The organism is Cupriavidus sp. 291-E7, from assembly GCF_057798835.1.
In genome coordinates, this window is sequence record NZ_JBYOJV010000002.1 from 162,290 (window position 1) to 180,279 (window position 17,990).

Annotated in this window: 12 protein-coding genes; 7 read left to right on the forward strand and 5 right to left on the reverse strand. The window is 64.2% G+C overall.

What is annotated here, in order from left to right:
- Window positions 1–22: 22 nt before the first annotated feature.
- A complete protein-coding gene (locus AC3FLX_RS03680; RefSeq protein ID WP_488693973.1) occupies window positions 23–214 on the reverse strand; it encodes a DUF3460 family protein in 192 nt (63 codons plus the stop codon).
- A gap of 195 nt (window positions 215–409) precedes the next feature.
- On the opposite strand from AC3FLX_RS03680, the gene AC3FLX_RS03685 reads away from it, so the two are divergent.
- The 3 genes from AC3FLX_RS03685 to bamE are packed head-to-tail and all read left to right on the forward strand — an operon-like array spanning window position 410 to window position 6,998.
- Entirely contained in the window at window positions 410–2,254 is a 1,845-nt protein-coding gene (locus tag AC3FLX_RS03685) for an autotransporter assembly complex protein TamA (protein ID WP_488693975.1), read from the forward strand.
- Window positions 2,254–6,393, forward strand: a complete 4,140-nt coding sequence (locus AC3FLX_RS03690) for a translocation/assembly module TamB domain-containing protein (RefSeq protein ID WP_488693977.1) — start codon at window positions 2,254–2,256, stop codon at window positions 6,391–6,393. The genes AC3FLX_RS03685 and AC3FLX_RS03690 overlap by 1 nt, the downstream gene beginning before the upstream one ends.
- A gap of 56 nt (window positions 6,394–6,449) precedes the next feature.
- Window positions 6,450–6,998, forward strand: coding sequence for an outer membrane protein assembly factor BamE domain-containing protein (gene bamE / locus AC3FLX_RS03695; protein ID WP_488694700.1), 549 nt, complete (start codon window positions 6,450–6,452; stop codon window positions 6,996–6,998).
- Between the two features lie 60 nt (window positions 6,999–7,058).
- Here the strand turns inward: bamE and metG are convergent, their stop codons facing one another.
- Together metG and AC3FLX_RS03705 are read right to left on the reverse strand one after the other, a co-directional pair.
- Window positions 7,059–9,131, reverse strand: a complete 2,073-nt coding sequence (gene metG, locus AC3FLX_RS03700) for a methionine--tRNA ligase (protein WP_488693979.1) — start codon at window positions 9,129–9,131, stop codon at window positions 7,059–7,061.
- A gap of 310 nt (window positions 9,132–9,441) precedes the next feature.
- The gene (locus AC3FLX_RS03705; protein WP_488693981.1) at window positions 9,442–10,077 is read right to left on the reverse strand and encodes a YiaD family glycine zipper/OmpA-like lipoprotein; all 636 of its coding nucleotides are present in this window, start codon (window positions 10,075–10,077) and stop codon (window positions 9,442–9,444) included.
- A gap of 387 nt (window positions 10,078–10,464) precedes the next feature.
- Here AC3FLX_RS03705 and apbC point away from each other — a divergent pair, with 387 nt between their 5' ends.
- The 4 genes from apbC (at window position 10,465) to AC3FLX_RS03725 (ending at window position 15,416) form a co-directional block, all read left to right on the forward strand.
- On the forward strand, window positions 10,465–11,553 hold the full coding sequence (gene apbC, locus AC3FLX_RS03710) for an iron-sulfur cluster carrier protein ApbC (RefSeq protein WP_488693983.1): 1,089 nt from the start codon (window positions 10,465–10,467) through the stop codon (window positions 11,551–11,553).
- Window positions 11,554–11,689: 136 nt separating this feature from the next.
- Window positions 11,690–12,265: a superoxide dismutase family protein gene (locus AC3FLX_RS03715; protein ID WP_488693985.1), complete on the forward strand. Its 576-nt coding sequence runs from the start codon at window positions 11,690–11,692 to the stop codon at window positions 12,263–12,265.
- 144 nt (window positions 12,266–12,409) lie between these two features.
- Window positions 12,410–12,976, forward strand: coding sequence for a dCTP deaminase (dcd, locus tag AC3FLX_RS03720; RefSeq protein WP_488693987.1), 567 nt, complete (start codon window positions 12,410–12,412; stop codon window positions 12,974–12,976).
- Between the two features lie 175 nt (window positions 12,977–13,151).
- A complete protein-coding gene (locus tag AC3FLX_RS03725) occupies window positions 13,152–15,416 on the forward strand; it encodes an Orn/Lys/Arg family decarboxylase (RefSeq protein ID WP_488693988.1) in 2,265 nt (754 codons plus the stop codon).
- A 179-nt stretch (window positions 15,417–15,595) separates the two neighbouring features.
- Here the strand turns inward: AC3FLX_RS03725 and AC3FLX_RS03730 are convergent, their stop codons facing one another.
- Together AC3FLX_RS03730 and AC3FLX_RS03735 are read right to left on the reverse strand one after the other, a co-directional pair.
- Window positions 15,596–17,326, reverse strand: coding sequence for a TRAP transporter large permease (locus tag AC3FLX_RS03730; protein WP_488693990.1), 1,731 nt, complete (start codon window positions 17,324–17,326; stop codon window positions 15,596–15,598).
- A complete protein-coding gene (locus AC3FLX_RS03735; RefSeq protein ID WP_488693992.1) occupies window positions 17,326–17,868 on the reverse strand; it encodes a TRAP transporter small permease subunit in 543 nt (180 codons plus the stop codon). Before AC3FLX_RS03735 ends, AC3FLX_RS03730 begins: the two co-directional genes overlap by 1 nt.
- Window positions 17,869–17,990: the final 122 nt, after the last annotated feature.

A 17,990-nucleotide genomic window follows, 5' to 3' on the forward strand; every position in this document is an offset into this window, starting at 1 on the left:
ACTGACTTGGCCGGATGACCGATCAGTTGTCGGACGAGTAAACGTACGGCTTCTGGGCCACGCGCGAGGCGTCGGCGCGGGCGCTCTCGTCCAGGTCGATCGGGGCCTTGTCCCACAGCAGGCCGCGGCCTTCACGCTGTTCCGTCTCCAGCGACGGGCGCTCCTGCTTCAGAGTCTTCAGGAACTGGGTGATATCCGATTCGTACATGGCCATAGCGAAACCTGTGCCCTCAGGGGCGGTGTAAGGGGTAACGGGGCAGGATTTTACCGTATCGGCGCGCGCTACCGCCGCCCGGCGCTGCCGAATCCTGAATTTTGGCTGCCGGATGGCCTTGCGGCGCCGGTGGTGTGGTCAAATAGCGACTTGTTCCGAGAGCCACAAGGACGGATGACGATTGATGTGAGCCGCATGGCCGGCCCGACCGCCGCAGCACCGGCGCATCGCATCCAGGGCGGTGCCCGCCGGTTCGCGCACGCGGCAACGCTGGCCGCCCTGTTCCTGCTGCTGATCCTGCTGGCTGCCCTGCCGGCACCCGCCAGCGCGGCCAAGGCGGTCTACAAGGTGGAGATCGACGCGCCCAAGGCACTCAAGGACATCCTTGAGGAACATCTCGACCTGGCGCGCTACAACACGCGCACCGATATTTCCGAAGACCAGTTCCAGTACATGGTGGAGACCGTGGGCGACCAGGTGCGCCAGTTCGCATCCACCGAGGGCTGGTTCGACCCCGTCACCAAGGCCACCGTCGAAGGCGAGGGCGATTCTCGCGTGGTCCATATCACGGTCGATCCCGGCGCGCGCACGCTGATCCGGCGCGCCGATGTTGACGTGAGCGGCCCCGCGGCCACCCAGTCGCCCGAGCAGGTGGCCGAGATGCGCAAGAAGTGGGGGCTGCCCGTGGGCAACCCTTTCCGCCAGGCCGATTGGGACAAAGCCAAGGAAGACGCGCTGGTACAGCTGCAGAGCAAGAGTTATTACGGCGCAAAGCTGGCGTCGTCGCAGGCACGCATCGAACCGGACGAGCAGGCGGCCGACCTGACCGCCAAATACGAAAGCGGGCCGGCCTATGTGCTGGGTCCGCTTGAGATCGAGGGCACGCGCCGCTATCCGCCGCAGATCATCCGCAACGTCAATCCGCTGAACGAGGGTGAGCCTTATCGGGTGGAGCGGCTGCTGGAATTTCAGCGCGCGATCCAGAACCAGCCCTACTTCTCAAACGTGCAGGTGGAGCTGCAGACGCCGCCAGCCGCCACCTCGGAGGAGGCCGCGGCGCAGCAGCAGACCGTGACGACGCCAGTGCGCGTCAAGGTGCGCGAATATCCCACGCACCGGCTCAGTTCCGGTGTTGGTTACACCACCGATACCGGCGCCCAGGTGGAAGGCCGCTATTCCTACTACAACCTGTTCAACCGCGCCTGGGTGCTGGATTCGCAGGCACGGATCGAACAGAAGCGGCAGTACGGTTTCGTGGAAATGGCGATGCCGCCGGACCCGCACACCTATCGGAACAGCATCTATACCAGCTACGAGCGCCTGATCGACGTCGAGAGCACCGACACGAAGAGCTGGCGCGCCGGCCTGAAGCGCTCGCGTTCGCGCGAAAAGTACGACACCACGGTATCGCTCGATTTCTACTACGACGTGCTGACGCCGTACGGCCAGCCCGCGCAGTATTCGAAGGCGCTGGTGCCGGCATTCGCATGGACCCGCCGCGATGTGGACAACCCCGTGTTCCCGCGCCGGGGCAACGTCATCAACACCCAGATCGGCGTGGCCGCCCGGAACGTGCTCAGCGACGCGACGTTCCTGCGTCTGTACGGCCGCATTCGGCAGTACGTGCCGGTGGGCAACCGGGACTTGTTCGTCGCCCGGCTGGAGCTGGGTGCGAACCTGACCTCGAACGATCCGGCGCTGATTCCGGCGACGCTGCGGTTCCGCGCGGGCGGCACCGATTCGATCCGCGGCTACAGCTATCAGTCGATCGGCACACCGAATGGCCAGAGCGTGCTGCCGGCGCGCTACCTCGGCACGGGCAGTCTCGAATACCAGTACTGGTTCAAACCGGACTGGGGTGCGGCCGTGTTCTGGGATATGGGTACGGCCACCAATAACCTCGACGGCATCAAGATTTACCACGGCGTGGGTGTCGGCGCGCGCTGGCGCAGCCCGGTAGGGCCGGTGCAGCTCGATATCGGCTATGGCATCCAGCAGAAACAGTTCCGTCCGCATATCTCGCTCGGGGTGGCGTTCTGATGAGCATGCCCGATATGCCGCCCGTGCCGCGCGAAGATCGAGATTCGCCGCGCAAGCCTCGTAAGCCTCGCCGCCGTATCTGGAAGGTGCTGGGATGGACCTTCGCCATCGTGCTGGTGCTGCTGGTCGCGGTGGTCGTGACGGCCGTGCAGGCGCTACGCACGGAGGCCGGCACGCGCCAGCTCTGGAACGTGGCCACGCGGTTGTCCTCCGGCGTGCTCGCCGGCCAGTTCGCTGGCGGCACCGTGGCAAGCGGGCTGCGCCTGAACGACGTGGTCTTCGCCAGCGGCGATACGCGCGTGGCGATCGACCGGATCGACACCAGATGGCAGATCACGTGGTCGCCCGCGCGGCTGCATGTGGAATGGCTCAGGCTTGGCAAGATCGATGCGCGGCTGCCGGCGTCGGAGCCGAGCACGGAGCCGGAAAAGATGCCGCAGTCGCTGGAGCTGCCGCTTGCCGTCGATGTCGATACGCTGACGATTGCCGAACTGTCCCTGCTGCAGGGGCCGGCCACGACGTCCAGCCCGCTGGTGCTGTCGGACCTGTCCGGTGCGCTGCATAGCGATGGCCAGCGGCACCGCGTGGTGGTGGACAAGCTCGTCACGCCCTACGGCAAGCTGCAGGCCAATGCGCAGATCGGCGGCAAGACGCCGTTCCCGCTGTCGGCCGAGGCGCTGCTGGAAGGCCGCTGGAAGGACGAGGCGTACGCCGTTTCCGCCACGGCCAACGGATCGCTGGAAAGCCTGCGTGCGGAACTGGAAGCCAATGGCGATCGCATTCGGGCGCGTGGCAACGCGGACGTGACACCGTTCGGCAAGGTGCCCTTTTCACACCTGATGGTCGATGGCGAACGCATCAACCCGCGTCTGTTCAGCCCGACCGCGCCGCAAGCCAACCTGACCGTGCACGCGGAGCTGCGCCCGGTGGAATCGGTGCCGCCGCCGCCCCAGGTTGCGCAACCCAAGCCCGGCGAGTCGACCGCTAGCGCAGTGGCCGCCGCCTCGGCTGCGTCGGCATCGGCGCCAGTCCCCACGCCTGCCGCACCCGCCAGAAATCCGCTGGCCGTTGCGGGCGAAGTCTCGGTGCGCAACCTCGATCCCGGCCCGATCGACAAGGAGCGGCTGCCGGTGCACAGCGTGCAGACGCGCGTGGAACTGAGCGAGATGACGCAGACGCTGCGCGACCTGCGTATCGCGCTGCCGGGCCGTGCCGAGATCGTCGGCCAGGGCACCTTGCATGAGGGGCGCGGCGGTTTCGATCTCGATGTCCGCCGTCTCGATGCCGCCGCGTTGCACACGGGGATGGTGGCCACGAACCTGTCGGGTCCGGTGATCGTTCGGCTGGAGCCGGGCCGTCAGAGCGTCGCGCTGGATGTGTCGGGCGGCGAAATCAAGCTGTTTGCCGATGCGCGGATCGACGAGGACGCGGTCACGCTGACGGCGCTGCGCGCGGGCCTTGGCGGCGGCACGCTGACCGCCGACGGCAAGCTCGGCCTGAAGGACGAGCAGGCGTTCGAGTTCAAGGGCAAGCTGGCCAACTTCGATCCTGCGCGGCTGGCCAAGGTGGCGCCGGGCCGCATCAATGCCGACTTCTCAACCAAAGGCTCGCTGGAGAAAGTGCTGCGCGTGGCCTTGGACTTCGCGCTCGGCGAAAGCGAGTATGCAGGCCTGCCGATGACCGGCAACGGCAAGGTGCGTCTGGAGGGCGAGCGGCTGCTGCCGAGCCAGGCATCGCTGCTGATGGCCGGCAACCAGGTGAACCTGAATGGCAGCTTTGGCGCACGCGGCGACAGTCTCAAGGTCAACATCGACGCGCCACAACTGGATCGCCTGAAGTTTGGCGTGGGCGGCCGCGCCAAGGTCGATGCCGTGGTCACCGGCACGCTGAAGAAGCCAGAAGTGGTGGGCGACTACAGCGCGCAATCGCTGGTGGTGGGGCCGCACAAGGTGGCCAGCGCCAGCGGCCATGTGGAACTGCGCGGCGGGCTGGACGGCACGCTGTCCGCGCAACTGGCCGCGCGCGATTATCAGGGCCCGCAGGCGTCGATCCGTACGCTCGATGCAACCCTGGCTGGCACGCAGGGCAACCACACGTTCGATGCCAAGGCGGCTGGCTCGATGCACGACCGGCCGGTGCAACTGGCGCTGTCGGGGCAAGGGGCGTGGCGTGGTGCCAAGGGATGGGAGGGCACGATCCGCACGCTCGAAGAGCGCAGCGCTGTCAGCGTCAGGCTGGTGGCGCCGACGCAGCTTTTGGTGGCCGATCAGCATATCCGGCTGGGTCAGACGCAATTGCAGTTCGAGCGCGCGACGATGCGAATCGATGGTTTCGAATTCGATCGTGGCCGCATCCGCACGCAGGGCAACTTCAATGGCGTGGAAGTGGCCAACATCATCAAGTTGCTGGAAACGGTCACTGGCGAATCGCAGCCGGTGCGTTCCGATCTGGTGCTCGATGCCAACTGGAACCTGAACCTGGCGGAGACTGCTACCGGGTTTGCCGAAATCCGGCGGCGCGGCGGCGATGCGTCGGTGAACGCGGGTCGTGGCTGGACCACGCTCGGCCTTGGCGAGACAGCGCTGCGCGCCGATTTCAGCGGTAATCGCGTGACGCTGCGCGGTGGGTCCACGTCGCAACGGATTGGCAAGGTGGCCGTCGATGCATCGGCGGGACTGATCAGCGAGCAGGGCCTGCTGACGGTGGGGCCCGCGTCGACGCTCGGCGGCACGATCAGCGCCGACATACCGAGGCTGAAGTCGCTGGAGGCACTGACCGGGCCGCAATACGCGCTGGAAGGCAAGCTGGCGGCCGCGTTGCAGTTGGCGGGCACGGTGGGCAAGCCGCTGCTGACCGGCGCCATCGATGGTAGCGACATCGGCATCACGCTCTATGACCTGGGCATCCGGCTGACCGACGGCGAAGTGCACGTGGTGCTGGACCAGAACACGGTGGAACTGAAGCAGGTGCGTTTCAGGGGCGGTGACGGCACGCTGACGGCCACTGGCGCGGTCAAGCTCGGCGAGACCGATCCGAACCTGACCGGCAAGATCGTGGCGGACAAGCTGCAGTTGTTTGCCAGCCCCGAGCGCACGTTGATCGTGTCAGGCGAGGCGGGCATCGCCAATGAGAACAAGCAGATCGCCATTCGCGGCAAATTCCGCGTCGATCGTGGGCTGTTCGACCTGCCCAAGGCCAGCGCGCCGGTGTTGGGCGACGATGTCGTGGTCGTGCGCCGCAAGGACGAGCGCGCACTCAAGACCGCCGCCACGCCGGTGGTGCCGGAGGCCAAGCCGGCCAGCCGCTTCAGTCCGCTGATCGACGTGACGATCGACCTGGGCGACAACTTCCGCTTCCGTGGAGCCGGTGCGGACATCCTGCTGGCGGGCCAGCTCGGCATCAAGAGCGAGCCGCTTTCGCCGATGCGCGCGACCGGCACGGTCCGTGTGGTGGATGGCACCTACGAGGCTTTTGGGCGCAAGCTCGACATCGAACGTGGCACGATCAACTTCAACGGCCCGGTCGATAACCCGAACATGTACATCCGCGCGCTGCGCCGCAACCAGGAGGTGGAAGCCGGCGTCGAGGTCACGGGCACGGTGCGTCTGCCGCGCGTGCGGCTGGTATCGGAGCCGAACGTGCCCGATGAAGACAAGCTGTCGTGGCTGATGTTCGGCTACGGAGCCGAAAGCGCCGGTTCGAGTCAGCAGCGCCAGTTGAGCGGTGGCGCGCTAGGCGGGGCGGCGCTGGGCATGATCGGAGGCAAGGCGGGCAAGAGCGTCGTGTCTCACTTCGGCATCGACGAATTCTCGATCGGACCCAGCACGGCCGGCCTGAATGACCAGCAGGTGGTGAGCATCGGCAAGGCGGTGTCCGATCAGATTTCGGTCGGTTACGAGCAGAGCCTGACGTCGGCGTCGAACGTGGTCAAGCTGACCTGGGCGTTCTCGCGCCGCTGGTCGCTGATTGCCAAGGGCGGGTCGATCAACGGCCTGTCCGTGCTGTTCAACCGCCGCTTCAACAACTGGAGTACGCTGTTCTCCGGCGACTCGAACCGGCGCTCCGGCGCCGCGGCCGATGCCGCCGTGGAAGGCGCCAGCGCCCCCGTTGGGGACCCCGTCGAAGCGATCAAACGATGAAACCGATGCTTGCGATGAAACCACTCAATCATGCGTCGCGCAGACGCCTTGCCGTCATGGGACTGATTGCCAGCCTGCTTGCCCTGTTCGGTTGCGACCAGCAGAAGGTCGACGAAGCGATGAAGAAAGCGAAATCGGTGGCCACCGATACCTGGAACAGCGTGAAGCCCGACAGTCAGCTGTTCAAGGGCATCGAGATTGGCAAATCCACCGAGGACGACGTGCGGCGCCAGGCCGGCAAGCCGGAGATCGTCTGGGAAGAACCCGACGGAGGCCGGCGGCTTGAGTATCCGCGTGGCCCGGAGGGCGCCACTACGTGGATGGTGGTGACCAATGCCGATGGCACCGTACGGTCGATCGAGCAGGTGCTGACCGCCGGGAACTTCCAGAAGGTGCGACCCGGCATGAACAAGGATCAGATCCGCCGGATGCTGGGCAAGCCGACGAAGGTGGAGGCGTTCCGGCTCAAGCAGGAGGAGGTCTGGGGCTACCGCTGGTTCGAAAGCCCGACCGATCGGGCCTTCTTCAACGTGCATTTCAACAACGACGGGACGGTCACCACGACGTCGCGCAGCGACGATCCGTCGAAGCAGCAGGGCGGTTGAGGATGGGTTTCTCCTTTCTCCCGGAGGACGGGAGAAAGGAGCAGGGACGCCGCGGGCGTCTTACCGAATCCGCATGCCCGGCACGGCGCCGCTGTGCGGCTCAAGGATGTACAGGCCGGGGTTGGCCTTCTCATCCGCGGCCGAGGCGGCCAGCACCATGCCTTCGGACATGCCGAACTTCATCTTGCGCGGCGCCAGGTTGGCCACCACCACGGTCAGCTTGCCCACCAGTTGCTCGGGCGTGTAGGCCGACTGGATGCCCGAGAACACATTGCGTGTCTTGCCTTCGCCCAGATCCAGCGTCAGTTGCAGCAGCTTGTTCGAGCCTTCCACCTTCTGGCATTCGACGATCTTGGCCACGCGCAGGTCGATCTTTGCGAAATCGTCGATCGTGATCGTATCGGCGATCGGCTCGATCGATGCGGATGCGGCGGCGTCGGCAGCCGGAGCTGCGCCCGAAGCCAGCAGCGATTCCTTGTTGGCGGCCAGCAGCGCGTCGATCTGCTTGGTGTCCACGCGCGTCATCAGGTGCTGGTAGGCCTGGACCGGACGATCGGCCGACAGTTGTTTGTCGATCGCGCGCCAGTCGAGCGGCTCCACATTCAGGAAGCGCTCCACACCGGCGGCCATGTTCGGCACCACCGGCTTCAGGAAGACCGTCAGCAGGCGGAACGCTTCGAGCGAAACCGAGCAGGCGGCGTGCAGTGCATCGACCTTGCTTTCGTCCTTGGCCAGTTCCCACGGCTTGTTGGTGTCGACGAACGCGTTCACCGCATCGGTCAGCTCCATCACCAGGCGCAGCGCCTTGCTGTACTCGCGGCCTTCGTAGAACGCGGCCACCTGCGGCGCGGCCTGGCGCAGCTGCACCAGCAGCGGGTTGGCCAGGGCAGCCTCACTGACCTTGCCGTCGAAGCGCTTCACCAGGAAGCCGGCCGCGCGGCTGGCGATGTTCACGTACTTGCCGATCAGGTCGCTGTTCACGCGGGCGACAAAGTCGTCCAGGTTCAGGTCCAGATCTTCCATGCTCGCATTGAGCTTGGCGGCAAAGTAGTAGCGCAGCCATTCCGGGTTCATGCCGGTGTCGATGTAGCTCTGCGCCGTGATGAACGTGCCGCGCGACTTGCTCATCTTGGCGCCGTCCACGGTCAGGAAGCCGTGCGCGAACACGTTGGTCGGCGTGCGGTAGCCGGAGAACTTCAGCATCGCGGGCCAGAACAGCGTGTGGAAGTACAGGATGTCCTTGCCGATGAAGTGGTACTGCTCGGCCGTCGAATGCGGGCCCACCCAGGCGTCGAAGTCGATGCCGCGCTTGGCCGCCAGGTTCTTGAAGCTGGCGTAGTAGCCGATCGGGGCATCCAGCCAGACGTAGAAGTACTTGCCCGGGGCGCCGGGGATCTCGAAGCCGAAGTAGGGCGCGTCGCGCGAGATGTCCCAGTCGGACAGCGTCGAGGCCTCGCCTTCGGCGCCGAGCCATTCCTGCATCTTGTTGCTGGCCTCGGGCTGCGCCAGATCGGCCACCCATTCGCGCAGGAACGTCTCGCAGCGCGGATCGGACAGCTTGAAGAAGAAGTGCGTCGACGACTTGCGCACCGGCGTGGCGCCCGATACGACCGAGTACGGATTCTTCAGGTCGGTCGGCACGTAGGTGGTGCCGCAAACTTCACACGAATCGCCGTATTGATCCTTGGCGCCGCACTTGGGGCACTCGCCCTTGATGAAGCGGTCCGGCAGGAACATGTTCTTGACCGGGTCGAAGAACTGTTCGACGTCGCGCTCGGCGATCAGGTCCTGCGCCTTCAGCGACAGATAGATCTTCTCGCAGAGCTGGCGGTTTTCTTCGGCGTCGGTGCTGTAGTAGTTGTCGAAGGACACCAGGAAGCTGTCGAAGTCGCGCTTGTGCTCGGTCCAGACGCGGTCGATCAGCTGCTTGGGCGTGATGCCTTCTTTTTCCGCACGCAGCATGACCGGCGTGCCGTGGGTGTCGTCGGCGCCGACGTAGTACACCTCGTTGCCCATCATGCGCTGGAAGCGCACCCAGATGTCGGTCTGGATGTACTCCACCAGGTGGCCGATGTGGATCTGGCCGTTGGCGTACGGCAGGGCAGAGGTAACGAGAATGCGGCGTGCGGTCATGAAAGAGCCGTTCAGTGGGGGTCAATGCAAGTCCGGCGGCGGCTGCCGGACGGAGGAACCGGCTATTTTAGCAACTGCTACGCCAGATTGCTCGGATTGGCGGCCAACGCGGCACAATCGGACCACAATCCCGCCGAAATCGGGCGGGATACGTGCGCATCAAACTGAACAGGGCAAAAAAAAGCGCCGGTTAGGTACCGGCGCAGCTTTCCACAACGGAAAAGGAGGAGAAATCAGGTACCGCCCGGGAGGTCAGCCACCCATCGCGAGCCAGCAACGGTGGCAAGCGGTACCTGAACTCTATGACTGGTCACCCCGAAATTGGTTTCAAGAAAATTTCGACGCGACGATTTTGAGCCCGGCCAGCCTCGGTGGCGTTGTCCGCGACGGGCTGGGTTTGCCCCCGGCCTTCGGCCGCCAGACGGGTGCGGGCCACGCCGTGGTCACCCAGGTAAGCAGCCACGCTCTGGGCGCGACGTTGCGACAACTGCATGTTGTAGCTCGGGTTGCCGGTGCTGTCGGTATGGCCCACGACATTGGCTGCCACGTCCTGATGCTGGGTCAGCGTCTGCGAAACCTGGTCCAGCACGTTGCGGAACGACGGCTTGATCGTGGCGCTGTCGGTATCGAACGTCACCTGGCTCGGGATATTGACCTTCAGCGAACCGTCCGGCTGTTCCGTGATCTGCGTGCCCGTGCCGGCGGTGTCCTTGTTCAGCTTGCCGCGGATGGCGTTCCAGTTGTAACCGGTGGCGCCGCCCAGCGCGCCGCCCACGGCCGCGCCGACCAGCGTGCCCGTGGTGTTGCCGCCGATCAGATTGCCCAGCCCTGCGCCAACCGCAGCGCCGACCCCGGTACCCACCGCGGTGTTGGTCTGCTGTTCAGTGGCACACCCCGCCAAGGCTGCTGCCGCAACGATCGAGACGGTGACGAGCTTGAAGTTCATGCTTTCTCCTTCTGTGTATACCCGTAAATGTTTGGTCAACGACCTGCCGCATGGTAACGCCTGCCGTCCATCGGAGGCGATCCTGCGACAAGTTTCATCAATACGTATGAAAACGCTCAAGGCATTCTGCCCGATGACGCACACCAGCGCAGTGCCAGTGAGGCTGGCGCACTACAATAGGCACATGGCGGCCGACGCACAAGCCGAAGAGTGTGAGAGATGTAAATGTCTGTAATCCCACACTTAACCAAAGGTTAAATCAGGCTGCCGTACCACCCGCGCGCCGGACCTGCTACCTTGGCCCCTGTCCGGTGCCTGGCGGCTTCTTTTGCTAGCATTACGCGCCTCTTAATCCCCACTATTCCTATTTCCAGAGCGGAGTCTGTCTTGAGCCTCACCATTGAACAGGTAACCGAAGTCCTGCGTACCGTTATCGATCCCAATACAGGCAAGGACCTCGTCTCCACGCGCTCGGCGCGCAACGTGCGGGTCGACGGCGGCAATGTGTCGCTGGAAGTGGAACTCGGATATCCGGGCAAGAGCCAGTTCGACCTGATCCGCAACCTCGTCACCGATGCCGTGCGCAAGCTCGAAGGCGTGACCAATGTCAGCGTGGCGGTATCGATGAAGATCGTGGCCCATGCGGTGCAGCGCGGCGTGAAGCTGCTGCCCGGCGTGCGCAATGTCATCGCCGTGGCGTCCGGCAAGGGTGGCGTCGGCAAGTCCACCACGGCTGTGAACCTGGCGCTGGCGTTGGCCGCCGAAGGCGCGCGCGTGGGCATGCTCGACGCCGATATTTATGGCCCCAGCCTGCCGATGATGCTTGGCATCAGCGGCCGCCCGGAGTCGACCGACGGCCAGACCATGATGCCGCTCCAGGGCCACGGCCTGCAGGCCAACTCGATCGGCTTCCTGATCGAGCAGGACAACCCGATGGTCTGGCGCGGACCGATGGTGACCTCGGCGCTGGAACAACTGCTGCGCCAGACCAACTGGAGCGACCTGGACTACCTGATCGTCGACATGCCGCCGGGTACCGGTGACATCCAGCTGACGCTGTCCCAGAAGGTGCCGGTTACCGGTGCGGTGATCGTGACCACGCCCCAGGACATCGCGCTGCTGGACGCTCGCAAGGGCCTCAAGATGTTCGAAAAGGTCGGCATCCCGATCCTCGGCATCGTCGAAAACATGGCGGTCTACTGCTGCCCGAACTGCGGCCATACCGAACATATTTTCGGTTCCGGCGGTGCTGAAAAAATGAGCAAGGACTACGACGTGGATGTGCTGGGCAGCTTGCCGCTGAACCTGTCGATCCGCGAGCAGGCCGATTCGGGCCGGCCCACCGTGGTAGCCGAGCCGGACGGCCAGATTGCCGCGATCTACCGCGAAATGGCGCGTAAGGTGGCCATCAAGGTGGCCGACAAGGCACGCGACATGAGCAACAAGTTCCCGAGCATCGTCGTCCAGAACACCTGACGGCCCGGCCCGCCGCGCAAAAAATGGGACGCCGTCCGACATTGTCGTGCCGGACGACTGTCCTACAATCCACACGGCAGGCGTTGCGTTCACGCGCGCGTTCATCGCGCTCACAAGCAAGAAGAGGAGGAACGGCATGAAGCGGGTACTTTTCGGATTGACCCTGGGTGCTGCCGCAGTGCTGGCAGCGGGATGCGCGCAACCGGGCGGTAGCCCCTCGGCCGCGCCGCCGACCAGCGCCGCCGCTATGGCAGCCCCCGGTGCCACGCGTGCCGCGGCGCCGTTGACCGCCAAGAGCGGCACCAATACCGGCGGCCGTGTCACGTTCGACCAGCAGCAGGGCGGCGTGATGGTGGTGGTGGCGGTCACCGGCCTGCCGCCGGGCACCACGCACGGATTCCATATCCATGAGAAGGGCGACTGCTCCGCGCCTGATGCGATGAGCGCGGGCGGCCACTTCAATCCGGGTGGAAAGCCGCATGGCCAGATATCGATGCCCGATCACCATGCCGGTGACATGAACAACCTGACGGCCGATTCGGCCGGCAACGCCCGTGCCCAGTTCCTGATGTCCGACGTCACCGTGGCACCCGGCCCGAGCAGCGTTATCGGCAGGGCGGTAGTCGTCCACAAGGACCCGGACGATTACCGTACCCAGCCCACCGGCAACGCCGGCGGCCGCATCGCATGTGGGGTCATCGCAGCCTCGTAAGCGCCGATTGGCTCCCCTTTGCCGCCTTGGTCAAAGGGGAGTCGTCCCAGCAGCGGGTCCCGCCGCGAATGGTTGTACAATGCGCCCCATTCCAGCGGCGCCGGGTTTGGCCGGCCAGCCGTCCGTCCATCCTGCCACTTCTATATGAGCATCAAATCCGACAAGTGGATCCGCCGCATGGCGGAGCAGCACGGCATGATCGAACCGTTCGAGCCCGGCCAGGTACGGGAGTCGGAGGGTCGCAAGATCGTTTCCTATGGCACGTCCAGCTACGGCTACGACATCCGGTGCGCCAACGAATTCAAGATCTTCACGAACATCAACAGCACGATCGTCGATCCAAAGAATTTCGACGAGAAGTCGTTCGTGGACTTCAAGGGCGATGTCTGCATCATCCCGCCGAACTCGTTCGCGCTGGCCCGCACGATGGAGTACTTCCGGATTCCGCGCAGCGTGTTGACGATCTGCCTGGGCAAGAGCACCTATGCCCGTTGCGGCATCATCGTCAACGTGACGCCGTTCGAACCCGAATGGGAAGGCTACGTGACGCTGGAGTTCTCGAACACCACGCCGCTGCCCGCCAAGATCTACGCGGGCGAGGGTTGCGCGCAGGTGCTGTTCTTCGAATCGGACGAGGTCTGCGAGACCTCGTATGCGGACCGCGGCGGCAAGTATCAGGGCCAGCACGGGGTCACGCTGCCGAAGACCTGACGACCTGTCATTTTTCCGAATCAGAATACCGTCGTCACGTGACGCCGGGGGCGCCATCAGCCGCGATGCGGCCGGCCGCCAGACCTGACGAACGAGCCACATGCCGCCGCTGCGAGAACCTCTCGCCGGCCATGTGGCTCAAGTCTTTACAAGCACGCTCATCAAGGATTTCCCGATGAAATTCCGCTTCCCCGTCATCATCATCGATGAAGACTTCCGTTCCGAGAACATTTCCGGCTCGGGTATTCGCGCGCTGGCCGAAGCCATCGAACGCGAGGGCATGGAAGTGATGGGTCTGACCAGCTATGGCGACCTGACTTCGTTCGCTCAGCAGGCCAGCCGGGCTTCCACCTTCATCGTGTCGATCGACGACGACGAGTTCGTGCGCGCCGACGATCAGCCCGAGGCCGCCGCCATCGAAAAGCTGCGCGCGTTCGTGAACGAAGTGCGCCGCCGCAACACGGACTTGCCGATCTTCCTGTACGGCGAGACCCGCACCTCGCGCCATATCCCGAACGACATCCTGCGCGAGCTGCACGGCTTCATCCACATGTTCGAGGACACCCCCGAATTCGTGGCGCGTCACATCATCCGCGAAGCCAAGGTCTACCTGGACACGCTCGCTCCGCCGTTCTTCAAGGCGCTGATCGATTACGCGCAGGACAGTTCGTACTCGTGGCATTGCCCGGGTCACTCGGGCGGCGTGGCGTTTCTGAAGAGCCCGGTGGGCCAGGTGTTCCACCAGTTCTTCGGCGAGAACATGCTGCGCGCCGACGTCTGCAACGCCGTCGAGGAACTGGGCCAGCTGCTGGACCACACCGGTCCGGTGGCCGCATCGGAGCGCAACGCCGCGCGCATCTTCAATTCGGACCACATGTTCTTCGTGACGAACGGTACGTCGACGTCGAACAAGATGGTCTGGCACGCCAACGTGGCGCCGGGCGATATCGTCGTGGTGGACCGCAACTGTCACAAGTCGATCCTGCACGCGATCATGATGACGGGCGCGATTCCGGTGTTCCTGATGCCCACGCGCAATCACTACGGCATCATCGGCCCGATTCCGAAGAGCGAGTTCGATCCGGAGACCATCCGCAGGAAGATCGCCAACCATCCGTTCGCCAGCAAGGCAAAGAACCAGAAGCCGCGCATCCTGACGATCACGCAGGGCACGTATGACGGCGTGCTGTACAACGCCGAGCAGATCAAGGAAATGCTGACGTCGGAAATCGACACGCTGCACTTTGACGAAGCCTGGCTGCCGCACGCCGCGTTTCACGAGTTCTACCACGACATGCACGCGATCGGCCGCAACCGCCCGCGCAGCAAGGACGCGCTGGTGTTTGCAACGCAGTCCACGCACAAGCTGCTGGCCGGCTTGTCGCAGGCATCGCAAATCCTGGTGCAGGATTCCGAGACGCGCAAGCTGGACCGCTACCGTTTCAACGAGGCGTACCTGATGCACACCTCGACGAGCCCGCAATACTCGATCATTGCTTCGTGCGACGTGGCCGCGGCAATGATGGAAGCGCCGGGCGGTACCGCGCTGGTCGAGGAAAGCATTGCCGAAGCGCTGGACTTCCGTCGCGCGGTGCGCAAGGTTGAGGCCGACTACGACGTCGTCAACAACGGCGACTGGTGGTTCAAGGTCTGGGGTCCCGACACGCTGGCCGAAGAAGGCGTGCCCGACCGCGAGGAGTGGATGCTCAAGGCCAACGAGCGCTGGCACGGCTTTGGCGATCTGGCCGACGGCTTCAACCTGCTGGACCCGATCAAGGCCACGATCATCACCCCGGGCCTGGACGTGGACGGCGAGTTCAGCGAGCGTGGCATCCCGGCCGCCATCGTCACCAAGTACCTGGCCGAGCACGGCATCATTATCGAGAAGACGGGCCTGTACTCGTTCTTCATCATGTTCACGATCGGCATCACCAAGGGCCGGTGGAACTCGCTGGTCACCGAGTTGCAGCAGTTCAAGGACGACTACGACCAGAACCAGCCGCTGTGGCGCGTGCTGCCGGAATTCGTCGGCAAGTACCCGCAGTACGAGCGGATGGGCCTGCGCGACCTGTGCGACGCGATCCACAGCGTCTACAAAGCCAACGACGTGGCGCGCGTGACCACCGAGATGTACCTGTCGGACATGGAACCGGCGATGAAGCCGTCGGACGCCTGGGCGATGATGGCGCACCGCGAAATCGAGCGCGTGCCCGTGGATGAGCTGGAAGGCCGCGTGACCGCCATCCTGCTGACGCCGTACCCGCCGGGTATTCCGCTGCTGATTCCGGGCGAACGCTTCAACCGCACCATCGTGCAGTACCTGAAGTTCGCGCGCGAGTTCAACAAGCTGTTCCCGGGCTTCGAGACCGACATCCACGGCCTGGTGGAAGACGAGATCGACGGCCAGACCGCGTACTTCGTGGATTGCGTGAAGCAGTAAGGCTTCCGCTCATCCAACAAAAAACCCCCGTGCCGCGAGGCCGGGGGTTTTTTGTTTCCCTGCGTATGGAATGGGCATATCCGGGACTGCCGGTTTTGCTTTTGCTCGCCCTCTCCCGCAAGGTGGGAGAGGGCCGGAGGAGCGGGTCAGTGTATCGCCCGCCCCCGCCCGAACCCAGCTTACTTGCTCTTTTCGAACTGGAACTGCGGCGCGGCCGGTTCGCTGTCGCTGCTGCTGCCCGGCAGCTCCAGCGTGCCCGGCGACGATGCTCCCCCGCCCGGTTTGCTCTCGCTTTCCTGTCCGCCTAACGGAATACTGACTTCGGCCGAATTGCTGTGTTTGAGCGACCCCTTATCGAGCAATCCGGTCACCATGCCCGGCCAGAACATCACCAGCAGCACCATGATGAGCTGCAGGCCCACCCAGGGCAGCGCACCCCAGTAGATGTCCGAACTCTTGACTTCCTTTGGCGCGATGCCGCGCAGGTAGAACAGCGCGAAGCCGAATGGCGGGTGCATGAACGAGGTCTGCATGTTCACGCACAGCATCACGCCGAACCACACCAGCGCGGCCGTGGCCGCTGCCTCGGGGTTGCCGCCCATCGAGTCCGCCACCACCGGCGCCAGGATCTTGACGGCCACCGGTGCCAGCATCGGCACCACGATGAACGCGATTTCAAAGAAGTCCAGGAAGAACGCCAGGAAGAAGATGAACAGGTTCACCACGATCAGGAACCCGATCCAGCCGCCCGGCAACGAGGTGAACAGGTGTTCCACCCACGCGCCGCCGTCCACGCCCTGGAATACCACCGAGAAGCAGGTGGAGCCGATCAGGATGAATACGACCATCGCCGTGATACGTGCCGTCGACTGGTAGGCCTCGACGATCAGCAGACGCAGATCGGTCAACTGGCCGGCGCGAATCAGCAGCCAGAGCACGACCAGGTAGGCCACGGCCAGCGGAATCCGGAACGCATGGGTGCCAAAGGCGAAGAAGCCAACCGCTGCCGCGACCACCGTTGCGCCGATGCCGACGCGATAGACGCTGCGGTCGATCTTGTTGAATCCCTTGTCGCGGATCACGGCCAGCACCAGCGCGCCGACGGCGCCCATCGCTCCCGATTCGGTCGGCGTTGCGATGCCGAGCATGATCGTGCCAAGTACCAGGAAGATCAGCACCGCGCAGGGGATGATGCCGCGAAAGCATTTGGCCCAGAGCGCCCAGCCGCGCAGCGTGCGCGCCTCGGCCGGCACCGGCGGCAGCCAGTCGGGCTTGATGCGGGTCAGGACGAACGTATAGAGCGCGAACAGCAGGATCTGCACCACCGACGGACCCCATGCACCGAGGTACATGCTGCCCACGTCGGCGCTGCCTGCGGGCGTCTTGAGCTGATCGGCCAGCACCACCAGCACCAGCGACGGCGGCACCAGCTGGGTGATCGTGCCCGATGCGGCCAGCACGCCCGTGGCGTACTTCATGTTGTAGCGGTAGCGCATCATCACGGGCAGCGAGATCATCGCCATCGCAATCACCTGCGCGGCCACCGTGCCGGTGATGGCGCCCAGGATGAAGCCGACGATGATCACCGAGTAGCCCAGACCGCCGCGCACGGGGCCGAACAACTGGCCCATCGAGTCGAGCATGTCTTCGGCGAGCCCGCATTTCTCCAGGATCGCACCCATGAAGGTAAAGAACGGGATCGCCAGCAGCAGTTCGTTGGCCAGCACGCTGCCAAATACGCGGCTTGGCACGGCCTGCAGGAATTGCAGCGGAAAGTAGCCCCATTCGATGGCCAGGAAGCCAAAGGCCAGGCCCACGGCCGAGAGCGAGAATGCGACCGGGAACCCGATCAGCATGAATACCACCAGGCCGCCGAACATCAGCGGCGGCATATATTCCAATGGAATCATTATTGCACCGGCCTTTCGTATTTCGATTCGATGCGCACCAGGCCCTTGAGGGCGGCAAAGCGCTTGATCAGTTCGGAAATCCCCTGCAGCGTCAGCAGGGCAAAGCCGATGGGCACCACGAGCTTGATCGGATAACGGAGCAGGCCGCCCGAGTTGCCCGACTGCTCAAGAATGCGCCACGAAGGCAGGAACAACGATTCCCACGACAGCCATGTGAACAGGATCGTGGACGGCAGCAGGAATACCACGATGCCGAAAATGTCGATCCAGTGCTGGGCGCGCTCGGACACGTTGCCGTAAATCAGGTCCACGCGCACGTGCTCGTTGCGCTGGAATGTGTACGACGCGCCGAACATCACCGCGATGGCAAACATGTACCACTGGAGTTCCAGCGGCCAGTTGTCACTCAAGTTGAAGCCGTAACGGAGCAGGGCGTTCCCTGCGCTGATCAGGCACGACAGCAGGATCATGATGTTTGCAAGCCTGCCCGTGTGCTGATTCAACCTGTCGATCTGCCGTGACAGACCAAGCAAGTAATTCATGGGTTGTCTCCCCCTTGTTCTAATGCGCCGGTTAGTTTATCTGTAACAAATTGTGGGAGGGCTAGGGGATTGTCCTAGCGAGCTGACATTAGCGATGGTTTTCTCCCCTCTCCCACGCGTGG

Coding starts and splice junctions, on each gene's coding strand:
- AC3FLX_RS03680 (WP_488693973.1), bottom strand. CDS start 214: ATGGCCATGTACGAATCGGATATCACCCAGTTCCTGAAGACTCTGAAG.
- AC3FLX_RS03685 (WP_488693975.1), top strand. CDS start 410: ATGGCCGGCCCGACCGCCGCAGCACCGGCGCATCGCATCCAGGGCGGT.
- AC3FLX_RS03690 (WP_488693977.1), top strand. CDS start 2,254: ATGAGCATGCCCGATATGCCGCCCGTGCCGCGCGAAGATCGAGATTCG.
- bamE (WP_488694700.1), top strand. CDS start 6,450: ATGGGACTGATTGCCAGCCTGCTTGCCCTGTTCGGTTGCGACCAGCAG.
- metG (WP_488693979.1), bottom strand. CDS start 9,131: ATGACCGCACGCCGCATTCTCGTTACCTCTGCCCTGCCGTACGCCAAC.
- AC3FLX_RS03705 (WP_488693981.1), bottom strand. CDS start 10,077: ATGAACTTCAAGCTCGTCACCGTCTCGATCGTTGCGGCAGCAGCCTTG.
- AC3FLX_RS03715 (WP_488693985.1), top strand. CDS start 11,690: ATGAAGCGGGTACTTTTCGGATTGACCCTGGGTGCTGCCGCAGTGCTG.
- dcd (WP_488693987.1), top strand. CDS start 12,410: ATGAGCATCAAATCCGACAAGTGGATCCGCCGCATGGCGGAGCAGCAC.
- AC3FLX_RS03725 (WP_488693988.1), top strand. CDS start 13,152: ATGAAATTCCGCTTCCCCGTCATCATCATCGATGAAGACTTCCGTTCC.
- AC3FLX_RS03730 (WP_488693990.1), bottom strand. CDS start 17,326: ATGATTCCATTGGAATATATGCCGCCGCTGATGTTCGGCGGCCTGGTG.
- AC3FLX_RS03735 (WP_488693992.1), bottom strand. CDS start 17,868: ATGAATTACTTGCTTGGTCTGTCACGGCAGATCGACAGGTTGAATCAG.